The sequence below is a fragment of the Pseudonocardia alni genome, from assembly GCF_002813375.1.
GTDB lineage: Bacteria > Actinomycetota > Actinomycetes > Mycobacteriales > Pseudonocardiaceae > Pseudonocardia > Pseudonocardia alni.
Map to the genome: position 1 here is coordinate 2,090,822 of NZ_PHUJ01000003.1, position 21,236 is coordinate 2,112,057.

At 74.0% G+C, this 21,236-nt stretch carries 19 protein-coding genes and 3 tRNA genes; 9 read left to right on the forward strand and 13 right to left on the reverse strand.

What is annotated here, in order from left to right:
* Nucleotides 1-44: 44 nt before the first annotated feature.
* The 3 genes from ATL51_RS10615 to ATL51_RS10625 are packed head-to-tail and all read right to left on the reverse strand — an operon-like array spanning nt 45 to nt 2,937.
* Nucleotides 45-1,157, reverse strand: coding sequence for a cystathionine gamma-lyase (locus ATL51_RS10615; protein ID WP_100880632.1), 1,113 nt, complete (start codon nt 1,155-1,157; stop codon nt 45-47).
* 5 nt (nt 1,158-1,162) lie between these two features.
* Nucleotides 1,163-2,221 (reverse strand): NAD(P)H-dependent glycerol-3-phosphate dehydrogenase, encoded by a 1,059-nt coding sequence (locus tag ATL51_RS10620; protein ID WP_100878531.1) that lies wholly within the window; start codon nt 2,219-2,221, stop codon nt 1,163-1,165.
* Nucleotides 2,218-2,937: a lysophospholipid acyltransferase family protein gene (locus ATL51_RS10625; protein ID WP_073578418.1), complete on the reverse strand. Its 720-nt coding sequence runs from the start codon at nt 2,935-2,937 to the stop codon at nt 2,218-2,220. Before ATL51_RS10625 ends, ATL51_RS10620 begins: the two co-directional genes overlap by 4 nt.
* 135 nt (nt 2,938-3,072) lie before the next feature.
* Between ATL51_RS10625 and cofC the strand changes: the two genes are divergently transcribed.
* The 4 genes from cofC to ATL51_RS28135 all read left to right on the forward strand — a co-directional run bounded on the left by cofC (nt 3,073) and on the right by ATL51_RS28135 (nt 8,519).
* Entirely contained in the window at nt 3,073-3,804 is a 732-nt protein-coding gene (gene cofC, locus ATL51_RS10630; RefSeq protein WP_083659180.1) for a 2-phospho-L-lactate guanylyltransferase, read from the forward strand.
* A gap of 61 nt (nt 3,805-3,865) precedes the next feature.
* Complete coding sequence (locus ATL51_RS10635) at nt 3,866-6,247, forward strand: RNA degradosome polyphosphate kinase (RefSeq protein ID WP_301548988.1); 2,382 nt, start codon at nt 3,866-3,868, stop codon at nt 6,245-6,247.
* Nucleotides 6,247-7,194 (forward strand): NUDIX hydrolase, encoded by a 948-nt coding sequence (locus tag ATL51_RS10640; protein WP_100878532.1) that lies wholly within the window; start codon nt 6,247-6,249, stop codon nt 7,192-7,194. The genes ATL51_RS10635 and ATL51_RS10640 overlap by 1 nt, the downstream gene beginning before the upstream one ends.
* A gap of 392 nt (nt 7,195-7,586) precedes the next feature.
* Nucleotides 7,587-8,519, forward strand: a complete 933-nt coding sequence (locus tag ATL51_RS28135; RefSeq protein ID WP_157818313.1) for a hypothetical protein — start codon at nt 7,587-7,589, stop codon at nt 8,517-8,519.
* 433 nt (nt 8,520-8,952) lie between these two features.
* Here ATL51_RS28135 and ATL51_RS10650 read toward each other — a convergent pair whose 3' ends face one another.
* The 3 genes from ATL51_RS10650 to leuC form a co-directional block, all read right to left on the reverse strand.
* On the reverse strand, nt 8,953-9,441 hold the full coding sequence (locus ATL51_RS10650) for an HU family DNA-binding protein (RefSeq protein WP_100880634.1): 489 nt from the start codon (nt 9,439-9,441) through the stop codon (nt 8,953-8,955).
* A gap of 139 nt (nt 9,442-9,580) precedes the next feature.
* Nucleotides 9,581-10,171, reverse strand: a complete 591-nt coding sequence (gene leuD, locus ATL51_RS10655; RefSeq protein WP_100878533.1) for a 3-isopropylmalate dehydratase small subunit — start codon at nt 10,169-10,171, stop codon at nt 9,581-9,583.
* On the reverse strand, nt 10,171-11,598 hold the full coding sequence (gene leuC / locus ATL51_RS10660; RefSeq protein ID WP_073578424.1) for a 3-isopropylmalate dehydratase large subunit: 1,428 nt from the start codon (nt 11,596-11,598) through the stop codon (nt 10,171-10,173). Before leuC ends, leuD begins: the two co-directional genes overlap by 1 nt.
* A gap of 64 nt (nt 11,599-11,662) precedes the next feature.
* Here leuC and ATL51_RS10665 point away from each other — a divergent pair, with 64 nt between their 5' ends.
* The 3 genes from ATL51_RS10665 (at nt 11,663) to ATL51_RS28660 (ending at nt 14,402) form a co-directional block, all read left to right on the forward strand.
* Nucleotides 11,663-12,367 carry an IclR family transcriptional regulator gene (locus ATL51_RS10665; protein ID WP_100878534.1) on the forward strand — a complete coding sequence of 235 codons (705 nt, stop codon included), beginning with the start codon at nt 11,663-11,665 and terminating at the stop codon, nt 12,365-12,367.
* A gap of 116 nt (nt 12,368-12,483) precedes the next feature.
* Complete coding sequence (locus tag ATL51_RS10670; RefSeq protein ID WP_100880635.1) at nt 12,484-14,256, forward strand: Hsp70 family protein; 1,773 nt, start codon at nt 12,484-12,486, stop codon at nt 14,254-14,256.
* Entirely contained in the window at nt 14,253-14,402 is a 150-nt protein-coding gene (locus tag ATL51_RS28660; RefSeq protein ID WP_167409988.1) for a hypothetical protein, read from the forward strand. The genes ATL51_RS10670 and ATL51_RS28660 overlap by 4 nt, the downstream gene beginning before the upstream one ends.
* 149 nt (nt 14,403-14,551) lie before the next feature.
* Here the strand turns inward: ATL51_RS28660 and ATL51_RS10675 are convergent.
* The 4 genes from ATL51_RS10675 to gltX all read right to left on the reverse strand — a co-directional run bounded on the left by ATL51_RS10675 (nt 14,552) and on the right by gltX (nt 16,412).
* A tRNA-Glu gene (locus ATL51_RS10675) sits at nt 14,552-14,624 on the reverse strand.
* Nucleotides 14,625-14,672: 48 nt separating this feature from the next.
* Nucleotides 14,673-14,748 (reverse strand) — tRNA-Glu (locus tag ATL51_RS10680).
* A gap of 58 nt (nt 14,749-14,806) precedes the next feature.
* A tRNA-Gln gene (locus tag ATL51_RS10685) sits at nt 14,807-14,878 on the reverse strand.
* A 55-nt stretch (nt 14,879-14,933) separates the two neighbouring features.
* A complete protein-coding gene (gene gltX, locus ATL51_RS10690) occupies nt 14,934-16,412 on the reverse strand; it encodes a glutamate--tRNA ligase (protein WP_100878535.1) in 1,479 nt (492 codons plus the stop codon).
* 119 nt (nt 16,413-16,531) lie between these two features.
* Between gltX and ATL51_RS10695 the strand changes: the two genes are divergently transcribed.
* Nucleotides 16,532-16,840, forward strand: a complete 309-nt coding sequence (locus ATL51_RS10695; protein WP_073578426.1) for an EthD family reductase — start codon at nt 16,532-16,534, stop codon at nt 16,838-16,840.
* Nucleotides 16,841-16,906: 66 nt separating this feature from the next.
* On the opposite strand, the gene ATL51_RS10700 is transcribed toward ATL51_RS10695, so the two are convergent.
* A complete protein-coding gene (locus tag ATL51_RS10700; protein ID WP_073578427.1) occupies nt 16,907-17,947 on the reverse strand; it encodes a 3-isopropylmalate dehydrogenase in 1,041 nt (346 codons plus the stop codon).
* Nucleotides 17,948-18,193: 246 nt separating this feature from the next.
* Between ATL51_RS10700 and ATL51_RS10705 the strand changes: the two genes are divergently transcribed.
* Nucleotides 18,194-19,204, forward strand: coding sequence for an LLM class flavin-dependent oxidoreductase (locus ATL51_RS10705; RefSeq protein ID WP_100880636.1), 1,011 nt, complete (start codon nt 18,194-18,196; stop codon nt 19,202-19,204).
* A gap of 30 nt (nt 19,205-19,234) precedes the next feature.
* Here ATL51_RS10705 and ATL51_RS10710 read toward each other — a convergent pair whose 3' ends face one another.
* The gene (locus ATL51_RS10710) at nt 19,235-19,495 is read right to left on the reverse strand and encodes a hypothetical protein (RefSeq protein WP_062397151.1); all 261 of its coding nucleotides are present in this window, start codon (nt 19,493-19,495) and stop codon (nt 19,235-19,237) included.
* Nucleotides 19,496-19,590: 95 nt separating this feature from the next.
* Nucleotides 19,591-21,201 (reverse strand): phosphoglycerate dehydrogenase, encoded by a 1,611-nt coding sequence (gene serA / locus ATL51_RS10715; RefSeq protein WP_100880637.1) that lies wholly within the window; start codon nt 21,199-21,201, stop codon nt 19,591-19,593.
* Nucleotides 21,202-21,236 lie beyond the last annotated feature (35 nt).

Consider the following 21,236-nt stretch of genomic DNA (forward strand, 5'->3'; position numbering starts at 1 on the left):
TAGCGCGACCGACGCGGGGTGTCCCGTCGGTTCCGCGGCGCGGATCAGCCCCCGAGTGCGCCGATCACGTCCGCGAGGAGGTCGCCGGTGTCCTCGACACCGCAGGACAGCCGCACCAGACCGTCCGGCACCGCGTCGCCCCAGCGCGCCCGCCGGTCCGCAGCGGTGCGCAGCCCGCCGAAGCTCGTCGCCGAGTCGACCAGCGTCGTGCGGGCCAGGAACTCCGAGACGGCGTGGGTGTCGGCCAGGGTGAACCGCAGGATCCCGTTCCAGCGCCGCATCTGGGTCCGGGCGAGCACGTGCGACGGGTCGTCGGCCAGCCCTGGCCAGCGCACGTCGTGCACGCCCGGGGTCTCCCGCAGCGCGACGGCGAGCGCGCGGGCGTTCTCGGCCTGCCGGGCCAGCCGCAGGTCCAGGGTGCCGAGCCCGCGCAGCGCCAGCCACGTCTCCATCGGCCCGGCGATCGCGCCGCCGCGGGTGCGGAAGGCGCGGACCCGCTCGTGGTGCACCGGGTCGGCCGCGGACACGTGCCCGAGCAGCAGGTCCCCGTGCCCGGACAGCGCCTTGGTGTCGCTGGCGACGACGAGGTCCGCGCCGAGCGCGAGCGGCTGCTGCCCGAGCGGGGTGCACGTGGTGTTGTCGACGGCGACGACCGCCCCGGCCGCGTGCGCGGCGGCGGCGACCGCGGCGACGTCGCAGACCTCCAGGCCGGGGTTCGACGGCGTCTCCAGCATCACCAGTGCGGGCCGGTGCCGGGCGATCGCCGAGGCCCAGTCGCCCGCGGTCGCGCAGTAGGCGACCGGCACCCCGAGCGGGGCGAGCTCCTCGTCGGCGAGCAGGCGTGCGACGTAGTAGCCGTCGCTGGGCAGCAGCACGCCGCGCCCGGCGCCGGTGAACGCACGCAGGACCGCGGCGATCGCGGCCATCCCGGACGGGAACACCGTGCACGGCCCGCCGTCGAGCTCGCCGACGGCGGCCTCGAACTCCCGCCACGTCGGGTTGTCCGCGCGGGCGTAGAAGTCCGCGCCCTGGTCGGCCTCCTCCGGGCGGCCGAGGTGGTAGGTGCTGGTCAGCACCGGCCCTCGGTGCACCGGATCGCCGACGGCGTGGACGTCGTGCTCCCCGCCGCGCACGCAGCGGGTGCCGTCTCCGAGCATGGGGTTCACTCCGGCTTCGGGGCCCGGGAGATCAGTTCCTTGGCCATCTGGTGGGCGGTCATGCCCTCGTGGCAGACCCGGCGCACCGCGTCGGCGATGGGCAGCTCCACCCCGGCGCGCTCACCGAGCTCGCAGATCGACAGGCAGGACTTCACGCCCTCGGCGACCTGGCCGTGGTTGGCCTTCTCCGCCTCGGCGAGACTCGCGCCGCGGCCGAGCTGCTCGCCGAAGGTGCGGTTGCGCGACAGCGGGGAGCTGCACGTCGCCACCAGGTCGCCCATGCCGGCCAGGCCGGCGAAGGTCAGCGGCGAGGCACCGAGCGCCATCCCGAGCCGGGACATCTCGGCCAGCCCGCGGGTGATCAGCGACGCCCGCGAGTTGTCGCCCAGCCCCATCCCGGACGCGACGCCGACGGCCAGCGCGATGACGTTCTTGCCCGCCCCGCCCAGCTCCGCCCCGACGACGTCGGTGTTGGTGTAGGCGCGGAAGTAACCGGTCGCACAGGCGGTCTGCAGCGCCACCGCACGGTCGTGGTCCTCGCACGCGATGACGGTGGCCGTCGGCTGCTCGTGGGCGATCTCCGCGGCCAGGTTCGGCCCGGACACCACGGCGAGCCGATCCACCCCGACGCCGGTGACGTCGTCGATGACCTCGGTCATCCGCTTGAGCGTCCCCAGCTCGACGCCCTTGGCCAGGCTGGTGAGGATGACCCCGGCCGGGACCAGGTCGCGCCAGCGCTCCAGGTTGTCGCGCAGCGACTGCGACGGCACCGCGAGGATCACCGCGTCGGCCCCGTCGAGGGCCTCGGCCGCGTCGTGGGTGGCCCGCAGCGTGTCCGGCAGCGCGACGTCGGACAGGTAGTCGGGGTTGCGCCGGTCGGCGTTGATCGCCTCGGCCACCTCCGCCCGGCGGGCCCACAGCCGCACGTCGCGGCCGGCGTCGCCGAGGACCTTCGCGAACGCGGTGCCCCAGCTGCCCGCGCCGAGCACGGCGACGCGGTGGATCGAGTGCACGGGTTCGTTGACCGGACGCTCCCCGAACGACGGGGCCGGGGGGACGCTCATCGGCCCGCCTCGCTCTCCGGGCGGCGGCGGTAGAACTCCTCCGGCGCGTCCTCGTCGCGGACCTCGGCGAGCAGCTCCCGCACCCGTCCCATGATCAGGTCGGTGACCTCGCGCAGGATGTGGGCGTCCAGCGGGCGCCCGCGGTACGCGCTCAGGTCCACCGGGTCCCCCGCGCGCAGCACGACATCGGTGCGCGGCAGCGGGCGGAACTTCTTCTCGTAGCCGTTCAGGACCTCGCGGGTCCCCCAGTGCACCATCGGGATGACCGGCACGTCCGAGGCCAGCGCCATCCGCGCGACGCCGGTGCGCGAGCGCATCGGCCACCCGTCGGGGTCGCGGGTGATGGTGCCCTCCGGATAGATGATGACGATCTTGCCGTCGGCCAGGGCCTGCGTCCCGGCGGCCAGGCTCTGCTGGGCGTCGGCGGAGTCGCGGTAGACCGGGATCTGCCCCGAGCCGCGCAGCACCTGCCCGAGCACCGGCACCTGCCACAGGCTGCTCTTGGCCAGGAACCGGGGCACCCGCCCCGCGCTGTGCACGTAGGTCCCGGTGTGGATCGGGTCCAGGTGCGAGATGTGGTTGCCGACCAGCAGCGCGCCGCCCCGGGCCGGGAGGTGCTCACGGCCCTGGTAGCGCGGCCGGCCGGTGAGCCAGCCGATCGAGTAGAAGAACGGGACGGCGAAACCGACCCAGAATCCGCCCTTCTCGCGTGCCACCGGCGGCCTCCTCCTGCCCGCCTCGGTGGCGGGTCGTGGGGTCGTCGCGGATCGGGATGATCCGGATCTCGTCCGTGGAGTCTCCCCACAGAGGCCCCACGGTGTCACGCGGGGTGCCAGACTGGGGCCGTGACCCTGCGGGTGGACCTGGTCGTACCGGTGAAACCGCTGCCCCGCGCCAAGACCCGGCTGCGCGGTGCCGCCGACGGCGGGGTGGGTGATCTCGACGCGCACCAGCGGCTCGCGCTGGCCCTGGCCCGCGACACGGTGGCCGCCGCCGTCGCCGCGACGGCGGTCCGGCACGTGCTGGTGATCTCCTCGGACCCGGCGGTGGCGATGGAGGTCGGCGCGCTCGGCGCGGAGGTCGTCACCGACCCCGGCCGCCGGCTCAACGGCGCGCTGCGCCACGGTGCCGCGCTGCTGCGATCGCGCGACCCGCACGCCGCGCTGGGGGCGCTGCAGGCCGACCTGCCCGCGCTGCGCCCGGCCGAGCTCGACGACGCCGTCGCCGCGGCCGCCGTGCTGTTCGCCGCCGGCGCGACCCGAGCCTTCCAGCCCGACGCCCCCGGCGAGGGCACCACGCTGCTGCTCGTCGCGCCGGGCCACGACCTCGACCCGCACTTCGGCCGCGGGTCGGCCGCCCGGCACAGCGCCTCCGGGGCACGCCCGCTGCCCGGTGACCGTCCCGGTCTGCGCCGCGACGTCGACACCGCCGCCGACCTCGACGACGCCGTCGCCCTCGGGGTGGGGGTGTGGACCCGGGCCGTGGTCGACGCCCGGCACGGGCCGCCCGCCACACCTCACCCACCCGGATGTCCCCCGCCCGGTGACGCCGTCGCCCGACGGTGTGGCACACCACGTACGTGACATCGCCGGACGGGGCCGTGTCCACGTGGACGGTTGCGGAGCGGTACGAAACAATCGCGACGTGAGTGACGACTCGGCGACCCCGGACGGACGGAACGGCACCTCCGCGCACCCGGGGGGCCGTCCCCGGTCGGCGGCGCGCCGTGCCCCGCGTCCGGCATCGCGGCGGCTGCACACCGCGAGCCGCAGCGTCGCCGACCACGCACCGGCCGCGGAGATCCCGGCCCAGCAGCACGTGCCGCCGGGCCCCGCGGCGCCGCCCGCGCCGCCGGCCGCCGCGCCGTCGCAGGTGCAGGGAGCCGCCCCGATCGCGCCACCCGCGGGGGCGACCACCCCGGCGTCGACGATGGCCGAGCTGCTCCCCGAGGACCGTTACCTCAACCGTGAGCTGTCCTGGCTCGACTTCAACGCCCGGGTGCTGGCCCTGGCCGAGGACTCCAGCCAGCCGCTGCTGGAGCGCGCGAAGTTCCTCGCGATCTTCGCCTCCAACCTCGACGAGTTCTACATGGTCCGGGTCGCGGGTCTGAAGCGCCGCGACGAGACCGGCCTGTCCGTGCGCAGCGCCGACGGCCTGACCCCCCGCCAGCAGCTGGCCCGGATCACCGAGCGGAGCCGCGCGCTGTCGCGGGCGCACGCCGAGGTGTTCATGGACGAGCTGCTCCCCGAGCTCGACGCGGCCGGCGTCCACCTGCGCAGCTGGGAGGACCTGACCGACGCCGAGCGCCTGCGGCTGTCGGACTACTTCACCGAGACGGTGTTCCCGGTGCTCACCCCGCTCGCGGTGGACCCGGCGCACCCGTTCCCCTACATCTCCGGGCTGTCGCTCAACCTCGCGGTGACCGTCCGCGACCCCGAGGGCCGGACCGAGCGGTTCGCCCGGGTCAAGGTACCGAACAACGTGCCGCGGCTGGTGTCGGTCGACCCGCCGGACACCGACACCCGCGCCGGGAACCGGCAGTGCACGTTCCTGCCGATCGAGGACCTGATCTCCGCACACCTCGGGGACCTGTTCAACGGCATGGAGGTCACCGAGGTCCACCCGTTCCGCGTCACCCGCAACGCCGACCTCGAGGTCGAGGAGGACCGCGACGAGGACCTCCTGCAGGCCCTGGAGCGCGAGCTGGCCCGGCGCCGGTTCGGTCCGCCGGTCCGCCTCGAGGTGCTCGACACGATGTCCGAGCACGTGCTGGAGCTGCTGCTGCGCGAGCTCGACGTCGACCCGAACGACGTCGTCACCGTCCCCGGGCTGCTCGACCTCACCGGCCTGTGGCAGGTGCACGGGGTCAACCGCCCCGACCTGAAGGACGAGCCGTTCCGCCCCGCCACGCACCCCGCGTTCGCGGAGCGGGAGACCCCGCGCAGCGTGTTCGCGACCCTGCGCGAGGGCGACGTGCTGGTGCACCACCCCTACGACTCGTTCTCGACGTCGGTGCAGCGCTTCATCGAGCAGGCCGCGGCCGACCCGAACGTGCTCGCGATCAAGCAGACCCTCTACCGCACCTCCGGCGACTCCCCGATCGTCAACGCCCTGATCGACGCCGCCGAGGCGGGCAAGCAGGTCGTCGCCCTGGTCGAGATCAAGGCCCGGTTCGACGAGCAGGCCAACATCCGCTGGGCACGCGAGCTGGAGAAGGCCGGCGTGCACGTCGTCTACGGCCTGGTGGGGCTCAAGACGCACTGCAAGACCTGCCTGGTCGTGCGCCAGGAGGGGTCGGAGATCCGCCGCTACTGCCACATCGGCACCGGCAACTACAACCCGAAGACCGCGCGGCTCTACGAGGACGTCGGCGTGCTCACCGCCGACCCGACCATCGGCGCGGACCTCACCGACCTGTTCAACTCCCTCACCGGCTACTCGCGGCAGACCTCCTACCGGAGCCTGCTCGTCGCGCCGTACGGGATCCGCCGCGGCATCGTCCGCCGCATCGACGACGAGATCGAGGCGCACCTGTCCGGCGAGTCCGGCGCGCGGGTGCAGATCAAGGCGAACTCGCTGGTCGACGAGGCCATCATCGACGCCTGCTACCGGGCGTCGCAGGCGGGCGTGCCGGTCGACATCGTGGTGCGCGGCATCTGCGCGATCGTCCCCGGCCGACCCGGTCTGAGCGAGAACATCACCGTCCGGTCGATCCTCGGGCCGTTCCTGGAGCACTCCCGGGTGCTGCACTTCGGCTCGGCCGACGAGTACTGGATCGGCTCGGCGGACATGATGCACCGCAACCTGGACCGCCGGGTCGAGGTCATGCTGCGGGTCGCCGACCCGAAGCTGGCCGACCAGCTCGGCGCGATGTTCGACTCCTGTCTGGACCCGGCGACGCGCTGCTGGACGCTCGGGCCGGACGGGACCTGGTCGCCGTCGCCCGCGCCGGGCTCGGAGAACATCCGGGTCCGCGACCACCAGGTCGAGATGATGAACTCCCGCCGCGGCAGCAGCGAGGACTGATGCTGTCCGCACAGCTCCGGACCGACGGCGCCGAGGTCGACCCGGCGGGGATCGCCGACGTCGTCGCGGCCGGGACGGTGCCGTGGCGCCGCGCGGACGACGGCACCGTCGAGGTGGCCCTGGTCCACCGCCCCCGCTACGACGACTGGTCCTGGCCCAAGGGACACCAGGACCCGGGCGAGGCGCTGACCCTGACCGCGCTGCGCGAGACCGCCGAGGAGGCACACCTGGGGTGCCGCCTCGGCGCCCGGCTCGGCCACACCGCGTACGCCGTGCCCGGCAAGGGCCACAAGGTCGTGCACTACTGGGCCGCCGAGGCCGTCCGCGACCACGGCTTCTCCGTCACCGACGAGACCGACGACCTGCGCTGGCTGCCCCGCGACGAGGCCGCCGCGCTCCTCACCCGCCCGACCGACGCCGACCTGCTGGACCGGCTCGACCGGGTGGGGCCGCCGTCGTCGACGGTGGTGCTCGTGCGGCACGCTAAGGCGGGGAGCCGGACCGCCTGGGAGGGCGACGACGACCTGCGCCCCCTGTCCGGTACCGGGTTCACCCAGGCCGACCGGCTCGCGGACTTCCTCGACCGCTTCGGCCCGGACCGGCTCGCCACCGCCCCACCGCTGCGCTGCGGCCAGACGATCGAGCCCTACGCCCACGCGTCCGGCGCGGGCGAACCGGACGTGGAGCCGCTGCTCGGCGAGCACGGCTACTGGGTCTCCCCCGCCGACGGCCTGGCCCGCTTCCGCATCCTCGCGGCGCAGCCCGGCGTGACGCTGCTCTGCAGCCAGGGCGGGGTCATTCCGGACGTCGTCGGGCACCTGCTCGCCGCCGCGGGCCGGTCCCCCGACCCCGACCTGCCCTCGCACAAGGCCAGCACCTGGGTCCTGGGCTTCGGCGACGACGGCGCCCTGCTGTCGGCCGACTACTACCGCCGCCCGCCCTCCTGACCCGCCTCCCCGCTCAGCACCTCCCTTCCCCGCTCCCTGCCGCGCCTACCGACCCGCCCGCGCCGCACCTCGGACGCCGTCCGCACACCACTCCGCGGGCCTGTCGTTCCGGGTACTCGTCGCTCTCGCGCGCAGCCACTCCCCGCGCCCCGCACCCGACGTCCCCGGCCCCGGCCCCGGCCCCGGTCCCGGTCCCGGTCCCGGTCCCGGTCCCGGTCCCGGTCCGATCGTCGATCAGTACCTGAGAGCTGTTCAGCCCCGGGTCGGCAGCACTGGTGCACTGATCGACCGGAGCCGTGGCGGTGTGCCCTCCTCTGCGGCGGCGTGTGCGACTGCGAACGGACGCACCGGTTCGGGCCCGCCAGGCAGGGACCGGGGTGCAGGGTGCGCGGGTGGAGGAGCCGTTCCGGGGGTCGGAGGCCGTCGCGCGCGGGATCGTCACGCCGGCGCGGCTGCGCGGGCCACGGTTCGTGCGTCTGTTCCCCGACGTGTACGTGTCCGCAGCGGCCCCCGTGACGCCGGTGCTCCGGGCCCGGGCGGCATCGGTCTACGCCGGACCCCGGGGCGCGGCATCGGCCTACTCGGCGGCCGAGATCCTGCGCGCGTCCTGCGGGCCGTGGACGGCGCCCGCCGAGCTCGTCGCGCCACGGCGGATCCGGCCCCGCCCGGACCTGCTCGCCCACCAGGGCGTCCCGCTCCAACCCGGTCTCTGCGACGGCGTCCGGGTCACCTCACCCCGCGCCACGGCGTGGGAGCTGTGCCGGCGGCTCGAGCTCGTCGACGCCGTCGTCGCCCTCGACGCACTCGCCGCCCGGAGACGGGATCGGCCGGTGTTCGTACCGGTACAGGGCACACCGGCACCCGAGCAGCGGAGACTGTCCAGGATGACGGCGCCGTGCCCCGGCTTCGACCCCGCCGACCTCCTGGTCCTGCGGTCGCTGTACCCGCCCGTGCGGGGCTCGGCCCGGCTGGACCGGGTCGTCGCACTCGCCGACCCCCGGGCGGAGTCCCCACCCGAGACCCGGCTACGGCTGTTGCTCGTGCTCTCCGGGCTCCCGGTCCCGCAGGTCCAGTTCCCGTTGTACGACGCCCGCGGCCGCCCCTGGGCGCGTTTCGACCTCGCCTACCCCGACGCCCTGCTCGCCATCGAGTACGACGGCGCCCACCACGACGACCCGCTCGACCGCATCCGCGACACCCGCACCGCGGCGCTGGGATGGCAGACCCTCCGGATCACCGCCGACGGCCTCACCCGCAACGCCCGCCGCACCGTCGGGACGGTCCGCGCCCTGCTCGCCCAGCGGACCCACCTCACCTCGCCCTGACGCGCACCGGCGCGGCGTCCCCGGCCCCGCTCGACGCCGCCCCCCGCTCTCGTCCACGGCCCCCGTCGATCAGTACGTGAGCGTCGCTGCGTTCCGGTCGGACAGCAGTCACGTACTGATCGACGTGCGAGGGGCTCGGACGGCGCGGCGCGCCCCGGGGGAGGCAGCGCAGAGCGGGCAGTCCAGCGAGGCGCGGCCCTACGCCCGCCGCGCTCGGCGGGCCGCACCGAGCCAGGGTGCACACCGGGAAGAGGACCGTCGATCAGTACATGAGCGCTGTCCACCTCCAGTCGAACAGCAGTCATGTACTGATCGACGCATTCGTGGACGGCGAGCACAGGACGGCGTAGCAGGGAGGGAGCGCGGGGCGGCACGGGCGCGGGGCCGCGCGGCACCGCGGGGCAGGGCAGACCACGGCGGCGCGGTGGCGCGGCTACTTCTCCGCAGCGGCCTTCCGTCGGGCCGGCTTCTTCGCCGAGGCGGCCCCCTTCTTCGGGGCAGCCGCCTTCTTCGCCGGAGCGGCCGCGGCGGCCGGAGCGGCCGCGGTGTCCGGCGGGATCGTCGTGCGGGTCGCGGTGCTGCGACCGGTGCTCGTCGCGGCTCGCTCGGTACGGCGGGGGGCGCTGGTCGCGTTCGCGGCGGCGGCCTCGCTGGCGGCCACCCGCTCCTTGAAGGCGGCGCCGGGCCGGAACGAGGGCACCACGGTCTCCCCGACCGGCACCGTCTCCCCGCTCCGCGGATTGCGGGCGGTGCGCGGGGCGCGTCGTCGCGGCTCGAACACCCCGAACCCGGTCAGGGTGACGGTCTCACCGCGGCCGACGGCGTCCACGATCACCTCGACCATCGCGTCGACGGCCGACGTGGCGGCACGACGGTCTCCGAGCCGGGCGGTCAGCGCATCGACGAGCTGAGCCTTGTTCATGGTCACGAAAGGTAAGGCTGCGCCCCTGCCGCGCACCAGATCCCGACGCGAGTCCAGGTCGCATACCATCCATCAGTACAGGTCCGAACGGGTGGTCACCACGACATCTGTCGGAGCATGGTGACCACCCGTGTTCGGATCAGGCCAGAGTGCGTGGCATCCGGGCGGGCCGGGTTCCCTCGAACGCGGTGATGTCGGCCTCGTGCCGCAGGGTGAGTCCGATGTCGTCGAGACCCTCCCGCAGCCGCCACCGGGCGTAGTCGTCGATCTCGAACGGCACGGTCAGGTCGCCGGCCTGCACGGTCTTCTCCCCCAGGTCCACGGTGATCTCCGTGCCGGGCTCGGTCTCGAGCTTCTTCCAGATCAGCTCGACGTCGGGCTGTGCGACCTCGGCGGCCACCAGCCCCGCCTTCGCCGAGTTGCCACGGAAGATGTCGGCGAACCGCGACGAGATGACGACCCGGAAGCCGTAGTCCATCAGCGCCCAGACCGCGTGCTCACGCGAGGAGCCGGTGCCGAAGTCCGGACCCGCGACGAGCACCGACCCCCGGTCGAAGGGCTCGTTGTTGAGCACGAAGGACGGGTCGTCGCGCCAGGCGGAGAACAGGCCGTCCTCGAAGCCGGTGCGGGTGACCCGCTTGAGGTAGACGGCCGGGATGATCTGGTCGGTGTCCACGTTGGACCAGCGCAGCGGGACGCCGATCCCGGTGTGGGTGTCGAACTTCTCCATCAGTCCAGGTCCTCCGGGCTGCTCAGCGTGCCGCGCACGGCGGTCGCGGCGGCGACCAGCGGCGACACCAGGTGGGTACGGCCGCCCTTGCCCTGCCGCCCCTCGAAGTTGCGGTTCGAGGTGGACGCGCAGCGCTCACCGGGCGCGAGCTGGTCGGGGTTCATCCCCAGGCACATCGAACAGCCCGCGGAGCGCCACTCGGCGCCCGCGGAGGTGAAGACCTTGTCCAGGCCCTCGTCCTCGGCCTGGAAGCGCACCCGCATCGACCCCGGGACGACGAGCATCCGCACGCCCTTCGCGACCGAGCGCCCGTCGAGCACCTCCGCGACCGAGCGCAGGTCCTCGATCCGACCGTTGGTGCAGGAGCCGACGAACACCGCGTCGACGGGCACCTCCCGCAGCGGGGTCCCACCGGTGAGGCCCATGTAGGACAGCGCCTTCTCCACGGCGGCGCGCTCGCCGTCGTCGGAGATGGCGGCCGGGTCGGGCACGGACTCGCCCAGCGGCAGCCCCTGACCGGGGTTGGTGCCCCAGGTGACGAACGGGGTGAGCTCGTCGGCGTCGATCCGCACGACCCGGTCGAACTCGGCGCCGTCGTCGGTGCGCAGGGACCGCCAGTCGGCGACGGCGGCGTCCCAGTCGTCGCCGGCCGGGGCGTGGTCGCGGCCCTTGAGGTAGGCGAAGGTCGTCTCGTCCGGGGCGATCATGCCCGCACGGGCACCGGCCTCGATCGACATGTTGCAGATCGTCATCCGGGCCTCCATCGAGAGGTTCTCGATGACGTTGCCCCGGTACTCCAGCACGTGGCCCTGCCCGCCGCCGGTCCCGATCCGCGCGATCACGGCGAGGATGACGTCCTTGGAGGTGACGCCCGGGCGCAGCGTGCCGTCGGCGCTGGTCACCTCGATCGCCATCGTCCGGAACGGCTTGAGCGGCAGCGTCTGGGTGGCGAGCACGTGCTCGACCTCGGAGGTGCCGATGCCGAACGCCATCGCGCCGAACGCGCCGTGGGTGGAGGTGTGGGAGTCCCCGCAGACCACCGTGGTGCCCGGCTGGGTCAGCCCCAGCTGCGGTCCGACCACGTGCACGATCCCCTGCTCGGGGTCGTTCATCGGGTGCAGGCGGACGCCGAACTCCTCGCAGTTGCGACGTAGGGTCTCCACCTGGGTCCGCGAGACCTCGTCCGCGATCGGGGCGAGGACGTCGAGGGTCGGGACGTTGTGGTCCTCGGTGGCGATGGTGAGGTCCGGACGGCGCACCGGACGGCCTGCGAGCCGGAGCCCGTCGAACGCCTGCGGGCTCGTGACCTCGTGCACCAGGTGCAGGTCGATGTAGAGCAGGTCGGGCTCGTCGCCCTCGCCCTTGCGGACGAGGTGCCGGTCCCAGACCTTCTCGGCCAGCGTGCGCGGCTTCTCTGCGGTGGTCACGCCCGCCTCCTCTGTGATCTGATCGCGGTGGACTTCCCAGATCGTGGGAAGTTAGTATCGGAACGTGGGACAGTCTAGCGGGATCGGCGTGCTCGACAAGGCCGTGGGGGTTCTCCGGGCGACGGCGGAGGGGCCGTGCGGCCTGGCGGAGCTCTGTGAGCGCACCGGCCTGCCCCGGGCCACGGCCCACCGGCTCGCCGTCGGGCTCGAGGCGCACGGGATGCTGCTGCGCACACCGGACGGGCGCTGGCACCCGGGCCCGACCCTCGGCCAGCTCGCGGGCGGGCGGCCGGACCCGCTGCTCGACGCCGCGGCAGCCGTCCTGCCCCGGCTGCGTGACATCACCGGCGAGAGCGTCCAGCTCTACCGGCGCGACGGGATCCACCGGATCTGCATCGCGCACGCCGAGCCGCCGTCCGGCCTGCGGGACACCGTGCCCGTCGGGTCCCGGCTGCCGATGACCGCGGGCTCCGGGGCGAAGGTGCTCGCCGCCTGGTGCGACCCGGCCACGCAGCGGCTCGTCCTCGCCGACGCGAGCTTCTCCGAGCGCGTGCTCGTCGACGTCCGCCGCCGCGGCTGGGCACAGAGCGTCGCCGAACGTGAGGCCGGGGTGGCGTCGGTGTCGGCCCCGGTGCGCGACGCGGCGGGCCAGGTCGTCGCCGCCGTCTCGGTGTCCGGGCCGGTGGACCGGATCGGGCGCCGTCCGGGGGTCCGCTGGGCGGCCGACCTGCTCGCCGCGGCGGACGCGTTGCAGCACCGGCTCGCCTGATCAGCTCCTGCCTGCCGTACCGACGCGACTGAGGTGACGGTTCCGGGCTCCACTACCGTGTGGAGGTCCGGCACCGGGCCGGACCCTTCGGACATGGTCGGCACACCGGGGAGACGATGGGTTACCTGCTGGGCATCGACGTCGGCACCACCCGCACCGCGGCTGCGGTCATCGGCTCCGGCACCGTCGAGATGGTCACCCTCGGTGACCACTCGGTCGACATCCCGTCCGTGGTCTACGTGGCGCCCGACGGCGGTCTGCTGTTCGGCGAGGCCGCCGAGCGCCGCGCGCTGACCGAGCCGGACCGCGTCGCCCGCGAGTTCAAGCGGCGCATCGGCGACCCCACGCCGATCCCGCTGGGCGAGCAGTCCTTCGCCCCCGAGCAGCTGTCCGCGCTGCTGGCCGAGCACGTCGTCGACGTCGTCGCGCGCACCGAGGGCGGCGCGCCCGAGCGCATCGCGGTGACCCACCCGGCGTCCTGGGGCACGCACAAGTGCGACCTGTTCGCCGCGGCCCTCGCCGAGCGCGGCCTGACCGTCACCTTCCTCACCGAGCCGCAGGCCGCCGCGCTGCACTACGCGACGAGCGAGCGGGTCGAGCCCGGCGCGACCGTCGCCGTCTACGACCTGGGCGGCGGGACCTTCGACGCCGCCGTCGTGCGCAAGGAGGCCGCCGGCGGCGGGTTCACGCTGCTCGGCAGGCCCGAGGGCGTCGAGCAGCTCGGTGGCGCCGACTTCGACCAGGCCGTCGTCGACCACGTGCGCGACGCCGTCCCGGCCGCCTTCGAGGGGCTCGACGACACCGACCCGAACGTCCTGTCCGCGATGGCCCGGCTGCGCCGCGACTGCCGCGAGGCCAAGGAGGGCCTGTCAGCGGACACCGAGGTTTCGATCCCGGTGTGGCTCGGCGAGGTCCGCACGACGGTGCGCCTGCACCGCAGCGACTTCGAGGAGCGCATCCGGCCCCGGCTGGAGGAGTCGGTCGAGGCGCTGCAGCGGGCGATCGCCTCGGCCGGGCTGGCCGCGTCCGGGCCGTCGGTGGTGCTGCTCGTGGGCGGGTCCTCGCGGGTCCCGCTGGTCGCCGAGCTCGTCTCCACCGGGCTCGGGCGTCCCGTGCAGGTCGACGCGGACCCGAAGAACACCATCGCGAAGGGCGCCGTCGTCGCGCTTGGGCCGGCCGACCCGGTTCCCGGCACCGGCTCGGGCGGGTTCGGCGCGGTGGCGGCGAGCGGCGGTCCCGCGCTCGCCCCCGACCCCGGCCCGCTGCCCTGGGAGAACCCGGACCCGGTCACCGATCGGATGCCGACCGGCGGCACGACCCAGCTCGACGGCGACCGCACCGCCTACCTCGAGGGCGCCCGCGCCGACCCGCCCACCGACCGCATCCCCGTCGTGCCGCCGATGGGCTACGACCAGACCGCCGTGCACGGCTACGGCGGGTACGGCGGCTACGACGACGGGGAGACCACCGTCGCCCCCGGGCCCGCACCCGTCCGCCGCTCCCCCGCCGTGCTGATCGGCGCCGGCGGGGTCGTCGCGGCGCTGGCCGTGCTGGGCACGGTGTTCTTCTGGCCGCAGGACCGCACGATCAGCAATGCGACCCCCGAGCTGCCGGCGATCCCGACGACGACCCAGGCCCCGCCCCCGACGACCGTCGAGCAGGAGCCGGTGCGCGAGCCGGAACGGACCCGGGACCGGCTGACCGAGGTCGCCCCGACGACGACCGACGCCCCGGCCCCCGTGCCGCCGCCGGTCGTGACCACGACGACGACCGCCCCGCCGCCGCAGAGCTCGACGTCCTCGTCATCCTCCTCGTCCTCGAAGCCGCCGGAACCCGATCCCGGCGGAGGCGAGGGCGGCCAGAACCCGCCGGTCCCTCCGGCCCAGTGACCAAGAATCGGCAGCTCGTACCCATGATCGGCGGGGCCGTGCCGAACCTGGTGAACTCGTCGCTGACCGCGGTCGCGCTGGTGTCCGGCCTCTACCTCGCGACGGCGGTCGGCCGGCCCGTCACCGGGCGCCTGGTCGAGCGGTAGGGGCCACGCCCGCTCTACCCGGCCGGCGCCGTGTTGGTCGGCGTCGGTGGGGGCCCTGGTCACCACGACCGACCGGCTCCCCGGGCTGCTCGGCGACCAGGCCCGGACACGACGAAGGCCCCGCTCCGTGGAGCGGGGCCTTCGTGGAGTAGTCCCGACGGGATTTGAACCCGCGCTACCGCCTTGAGAGGGCGGCGTCCTAGGCCGCTAGACGACGGGACCAGGACATTCGGCTCGATCTCGATTGCGGACCCCCTGCGCGGGAGTCCGTGGTAGTCCCGACGGGATTTGAACCCGCGCTACCGCCTTGAGAGGGCGGCGTCCTAGGCCGCTAGACGACGGGACCTTGGACGAGACCGTGCCGATTGTCAGAAATCATCATTCCGAGGAACTCGTGATTTCCGCTGGGGTACCAGGACTCGAACCTAGACTAACTGAACCAGAATCAGTCGTGCTGCCAATTACACCATACCCCATCGAAAAGCGGGCCCCGTTCCGGAGCGAGGCCCGCTCTCCGTTGATGTAGGTACTCTAACCCATGCCCTGGGAGCGTCTGACACCGGCCCCCAGGCGGGCGAGCGACCGCTCGCGGCCCAGTAGCTCCATGCTCTCGTAGAGCGGCGGGGACACCGTGCGGCCGCTGATGGCGACGCGGACGGGCGCGAACGCCTTCCGCGGCTTGAGCTCCAGACCGTCCACGAGCGAAGTCTTGAGCGACTCCTCGATCGCGGCGGCCGACCACTCCGGCAGGTCCGTGAGCCCGGCGACGGCGGCCTCCAGCACCGGGGCCGCGTCGGCGCCCAGGTTCTTCGCGGCGGCGTCGTCGTCGGGGGTGAAGGTGTCCTCGTCGCGGAAGAGGAAGGCCAGCATCCGGGCCGCGTCGGACAACACCTGGCTGCGCTCCTGCACCAGCGGCGCGGCGGCGGCGAGCACCGAGCGGTCGGGGTCGGTGATCCCCTCGGCGGCGAGATGGGGCACGACGCGCTCGGCGAAGTCGTCGGGGGCGAGCAGGCGCAGGTGTGCGGCGTTGATCGCCTCGGCCTTCTTCAGGTCGAAGCGGGCGGCGTTGCTCGACACCCGGGAGACGTCGAAGGTGGCGACCATCTCGTCGAGGGAGAACACGTCGCGGTCCTCGGCGATCGACCAGCCGAGCAGCGCGAGGTAGTTGAGCAGTCCCTCCGGCACGAATCCGCGTTCACGGTAGTGGAACAGGTTCGACTGCGGGTCCCGCTTGGACAGCTTGCGGTTGCCCTCACCGGTGACCAGCGGGAGGTGGGCGTAGGTGAAGGGGCCGTGGCCGATGCCGACCCGGGCCAGCGCCTCCAGCAGCGCGATCTGCCGCGGTGTGGACGCCAGCAGGTCCTCCCCGCGCAGGACGTGCGTGATCTCCATCAGCGCGTCGTCGACCGGGTTGGTCAGCGGGTAGAGCGGGGTGCCGTCGCCGCGGGCCAGCACGAAGTCGGGCACCTGCCCGGCCCGGAACGTGATCTCGCCGCGGACGAGGTCGGTGAAGGTGATGTCGTGGTCGGGCATGCGCAGCCGGTAGACCGGGGCACGACCCTCGGCCCGGAACGCGGCGCGCTGGTCCTCGGTGAGTTCGCGGTCGGCGTTGTCGTAGCCGAGCTTGGGGTCGCGGCCCGCGGCGCGGTGCCGGGCCTCGATCTCCTCGGCGCTGGAGAACGACTCGTAGACCTCGCCGGCGTCGATCAGCCGGCGCAGGGCGTCGGCGTAGACCTCGCCGCGTTCGCTCTGCCGGTACGGCCCGTGCGGGCCGCCCTTCTCGACGCCCTCGTCCCAGTCGAGGCCGAGCCACTCCAGCGCGTCGAGCAGGGCCCGGTAGGACTCGTCGGAGTCGCGGGAGGCGTCGGTGTCCTCGATCCGGAACACCAGGGCCCCGCCGTGGTGGCGGGCGTGGGCCCAGTTGAACAGGGCGGTGCGGATGAGGCCGACGTGCGGGGTACCGGTGGGCGACGGGGAGAACCGCACCCGGACCTGGGCTGGAGTACTCATGGTCGGTCCAGCGTATCGACCCCGTACGGAGGGGTGGTGCACGCGGGCGCCGGATGGACCATGGTGGACGGCAGTCGCGACGCACCGGAGCGTCGCGGGACGAGGCGAGGAGGAACCCCGTGTTCCAGCTGACCGCTCTGTACAACCACCCCGAGGACGCCGCCGCGTTCGACCGGCACTACGACACCGTGCACGCCCCGCTGGCGAAGAAGATCCCCGGCGTGCAGCGGTTCACCGTCTCCCGGCCCGCGCCGGGACCGGACGGGGCGCAGCCGCCGTACCACCTCGTGGCGGTGCTGGAGTTCCCCGACGCGGCGGCGTTCCAGTCCGGGATGGGCGGCACCGAGGGACAGGCCGCCGTGGCCGACCTCGACAACTTCGCCGGCGCCGGGGTGACCCTGCTGACCGGTCCGTCGAACCAGGTCTGACCCGCCCGCACACGACGACGGGGTGGCCCCGGAGATCCGGTGCCACCCCGTCGGCGTGTGCGTGGGTCAGTTGGTGGCGACCTCGCGGCTCGACACGAGCGCGGCGAGCCGGTCCCCGATCGACGAGGTGTTGCCCGTCGCCGCGTGGTCCCGGGTGGCCAGGTCGAACGCGACCGCTGCCTCGATGCGCCGGGCCGAGTCGCGATGGCCCATGTGGTCGAGCAGCAACGCGACCGACAACACGGCGGCGGTCGGGTCGGCGATGCCCTGGCCCGCGATGTCCGGGGCGGAGCCGTGCACCGGCTCGAACATCGAGGGGTTGGTACGGCTGGCGTCGATGTTGCCGCTGGCCGCCAGGCCGATGCCGCCGGTGACCGCCGCCGCGAGGTCGGTGAGGATGTCGCCGAACAGGTTGTCGGTGACGATCACGTCGTACCGGCCCGGGTCGGTGACCAGGTGGATCGTGGTCGAGTCGACGTGCTGGTAGGCCACCGAGACCTCGGGGTACTCCAGCGACACCTCCTCGACGATCCGCGACCACAGCGCACCGGCGAAGGCCAGGACGTTGGTCTTGTGGACCAGCGTCAGGTGCTTCTTCGGCCGCCGCTGGGCGCGGGCGAACGCGTCGCGCACGACGCGGTCGATGCCGAAGGCGGTGTTCTGGCTGACCTCGGTCGCGATCTCGTGCGGGGTGTCCTTGCGGAGCAGGCCGCCGGTGCCGACGTACGGACCCTCGGTCCCCTCGCGCACGACCACCAGGTCGATCTCCGGATTGCCTGCCAGCGGGCCGCGCACCCCCGGGTAGAGCCGCGCGGGGCGCAGGTTCACGTGGTGGTCCAGCTCGAAGCGCAGACGCAGGAGCAGGCCGCGCTCGAGGATGCCGCTGGGCACCGACGGGTCGCCGACCGCGCCCAGCAGGATCGCGTCGTGCTGCTTGATCTCGGTCAGCACCGTCTCCGGGAGCAGCTCGCCCGTGGAGTGCCAGCGGGCGGCACCGAGGTCGTACTCGGTCGTCTCCACGTCGCGGGCGACCTCGCCCAGGACCTTGAGTGCCTCGTTGATCACTTCCGGGCCGATGCCGTCACCGGGGATGACCGCAAGGCGCATGACCTCGTCCTCTCGTCGTACTGCTGGCCGCACGCTACCGCCTGCCGACGCAGGGTCATCGTTCGGCCACCCGGTGGGGTGGTCCCGTCCGGGTGACGCGTGCGCCGCACGCGGTCGGAGTACCCGCGACACGCGGCCGTTCCGGGGACTCCGGCCCGTTCCGAGGGGTGGGACGGCCGCCGCGGCCGCCACCCGTCCGGGTGGTGGGTGGGGAAGAAGCGCGACGACGGCGTCGTTGCCCAGGGCGTGCCCACGCCCGACCGCCCGCTGCGTCGACTCGGCTTCCTCACCATCGGTTCGTTCGACGGCGACGACCCCCGCCCCGGGCACGAGACGACCCTGGAGATGATCGCCCTCGGCGAGCGTCTGGGCTTCGACTCGGCCTTCGTCCGGCACCGTCACCTGCAGTTCGGCATCTCCTCGCCGGTCGCGGTGCTCGCCGCCGCGACCCAGCGGACCACGCGGATCGAGCTCGGGACGGCCGTGGTCCCGCTGGGCTGGGAGAACCCGCTGCGCCTCGCCGAGGACCTCGCGACGGTCGACGTGCTCTCCGGCGGGCGGCTGAACCCGGGCGTCTCGGTCGGGCCGCCGATGCAGTGGGAGCACGTGCGGGACGCGCTCTACCCGGACACCGCCGACGTCGAGGACTTCGGCCGCGAGCGGGTGTCGCGGCTGCTGCGCCTGGTGCGCGGGGAGCGGGCGAGCACCTTCTCCGGGACGGTCGGGATCGAGTCGTTCTCCGAACGGGTGCAGCCGCACTCCCCCGGTCTGGCCGGGCGCATGTGGTACGGCGCGGGCAGCGACTCCTCCGCCGTCTGGGCCGCGGGGCAGGGGCTGAACCTGCTGACGAGCAACGTGGTGCGCTCCGGCGGGGAGACCGACTTCGCCGCGATCCAGTCCCGGCAGATCCGGGCGTACCGCGAGGCGAACCCCGCCGGGCGCGTGTCGCAGGGGCTGGTCGTCGTGCCGACCGACTCGGCGACGCCCGATCAACGCCGGCGCTACGCCGCCTACGCCCGCGAGCGCGACGCCCGGGTCGGCGTCCCGCAGGGCCCGGCCGGGCTGCTGTTCGCCCGCGACCTGGTCGGCAGCTCCGACGAGATCGCCGAACGGCTGTGGGCCGACGCCGGGTTCCGCGAGGTCGACGAGGCGGTGTTCGCGTTGCCGTTCGGCTTCCCGCACGACGACTACGTCCAGATCGTCACCGACATCGCCGGGGCGCTCGGACCCGCGCTGGGCTGGTCGCCGCGCGGCTGACCCGGCCGCCGTGGCACGGCCGCCCCGGGCTCAGTGCCCGGCGCGGGGCAGCGCCCGGCGGGCCCGCACCCGGCCCGGGGCCTCGATCATCGCGACGAGCGCGGCGAGGACCACGAGCATGCCGGGGCCGATCGTCATCGTCGCCGACGGCGGCCCGGTCACGATCGCCATCACCGACACGACGTAGGGCACGGTCAGCGACAGCCCGGTGACGAAGCCGACGCCGAGCAGCACCAGGCACCCCACGCCGACCGTCGTGCCCGCCAGCACCAGTGCCCGCAGCCAGCTCACCGGATCCCCCCTCCGCTCGTGGCGAGCAGACACGATCCCACGACCGACCGGGTCCGCGCAGCCGTTTCCCGCAGTGCGGGACCGGGCCCGGTCGCTCAGTCGTCGAAGGAGATGAGCCGGATCGTCCGGGCGCCGACCGAGGCACCGATCGGCTCCAGCACCGCCGGGTCGATCTGGCGGTCCACCCGCAGCAGCATGACGGCGTCGGTGCCGTCGGTGGTCTGCGAGATCTGGGCGGCCTCGATGTTGACCGCGGCCTCCCCCAGCAGCGACCCGACCCGGCCCATCACGCCGGGCCGGTCGGCGTACTCCAGCAGGACGACGTCGCCCTCGGCACGCAGGTCGAAGTGCCGTCCGTTGATCTCGACGAGCTTCTCGACCTCGGCGCGGCCGGTCAGGGTGCCGGACACGGTGACCTTCTCCCCGTCGGGCATGGCGCCGCGCAGCTGCACCACGCTGCGGTGGTTGGCGCTCTCCGGGCTGGTGGTGATCTCCACGGCGACGCCGCGCTCCTCGGCGAGCTGCGGCACGTTCACGAACGTCACCTGGTCCTCGACGACGTGGGTGAACACCCCGCGCAGCGCAGCCAGGCCGAGGACCTGGACGTCCTCGGTGGCCAGCTCGCCCGCGACGTCGACGGTGACCGAGGTCGGGGTGCGCCCGGCGACGGCGTGCAGGGTGGTGCCGAGCTTCTGCACCAGCGGCAGCCAGGGCCGGACCTCCTCGCCGACGGCGCCGTGGATCTGCACGTTGACCGCGTCCGGCACGAACTCCCCGGCCAGGGCCAGCTGCACCGAGCGGGCCACGTCGGTCCCGGCCCGGTCCTGCGCCTCGGCGGTGGAGGCGCCCAGGTGCGGGGTGACGACGACGTTCTCCAGCTCGAACAGCGGGCTCGACGTGGTCGGCTCGGTGACGTAGACGTCGATCCCGGCGCCGCCGACGTGCCCGGAGCGGACCGCCTCGGCCAGGGCGTCCTCGTCGATCAGGCCGCCGCGGGCGGCGTTGACGACGAGCACCCCCGGCTTGGTCAGCGCGAGCTGGTCCTTGCCGATCAGGCCGAGGGTCTCCGGGGTCTTCGGCAGGTGCACGGTGATCATGTCCGCGGTGCGGAGCAGGTCGTCGAGGCCCATCAGCTCGATGCCGAGCTGTGCGGCGCGCGACGGCGCGATGTAGGGGTCGTAGGCGACCAGCGTCATGCCGAACGCGGCGAGGCGCTGCGCGACGAGCTGCCCGATCTTGCCGAGCCCGACGATGCCGACGGTCTTGCCGCTGAGCTCGACGCCGCCGTAGGACGAGCGCTTCCACGCCCCGGAGCGCAGCGCGGCGTCCGCCGGCGGGATGTGGCGCGCGGTCGCGAGCAGCAGCGCGATGGCGTGCTCGGCGGCGGAGACGATGTTCGAGGTCGGGGCGTTGACGACCATCACCCCGCGCGCGGTGGCGGCGGGGACGTCGACGTTGTCCAGGCCGACCCCGGCGCGTGCGACGACCTTGAGGCGGCCTGCCGCGGCCAGCGCCTCGGCGTCGACCCGGGTGGCGGACCGGACCAGCAGCGCGTCGGCGTCGGCGAGCGCCGCCAGCAGGGCGGGGCGGTCGGTGCCGTCGACGTGGCGGATCTCGACGCCGTCGCCGAGCAGCTCGACGGCGGAGGGCGCGAGCGTCTCCCCGAGCAGGACGACGGGACGGTGGTCGGTGGCTGCGGTGCTCACGGTGTGCACGTACTCCCGGGATCGGGTGGTGGTCG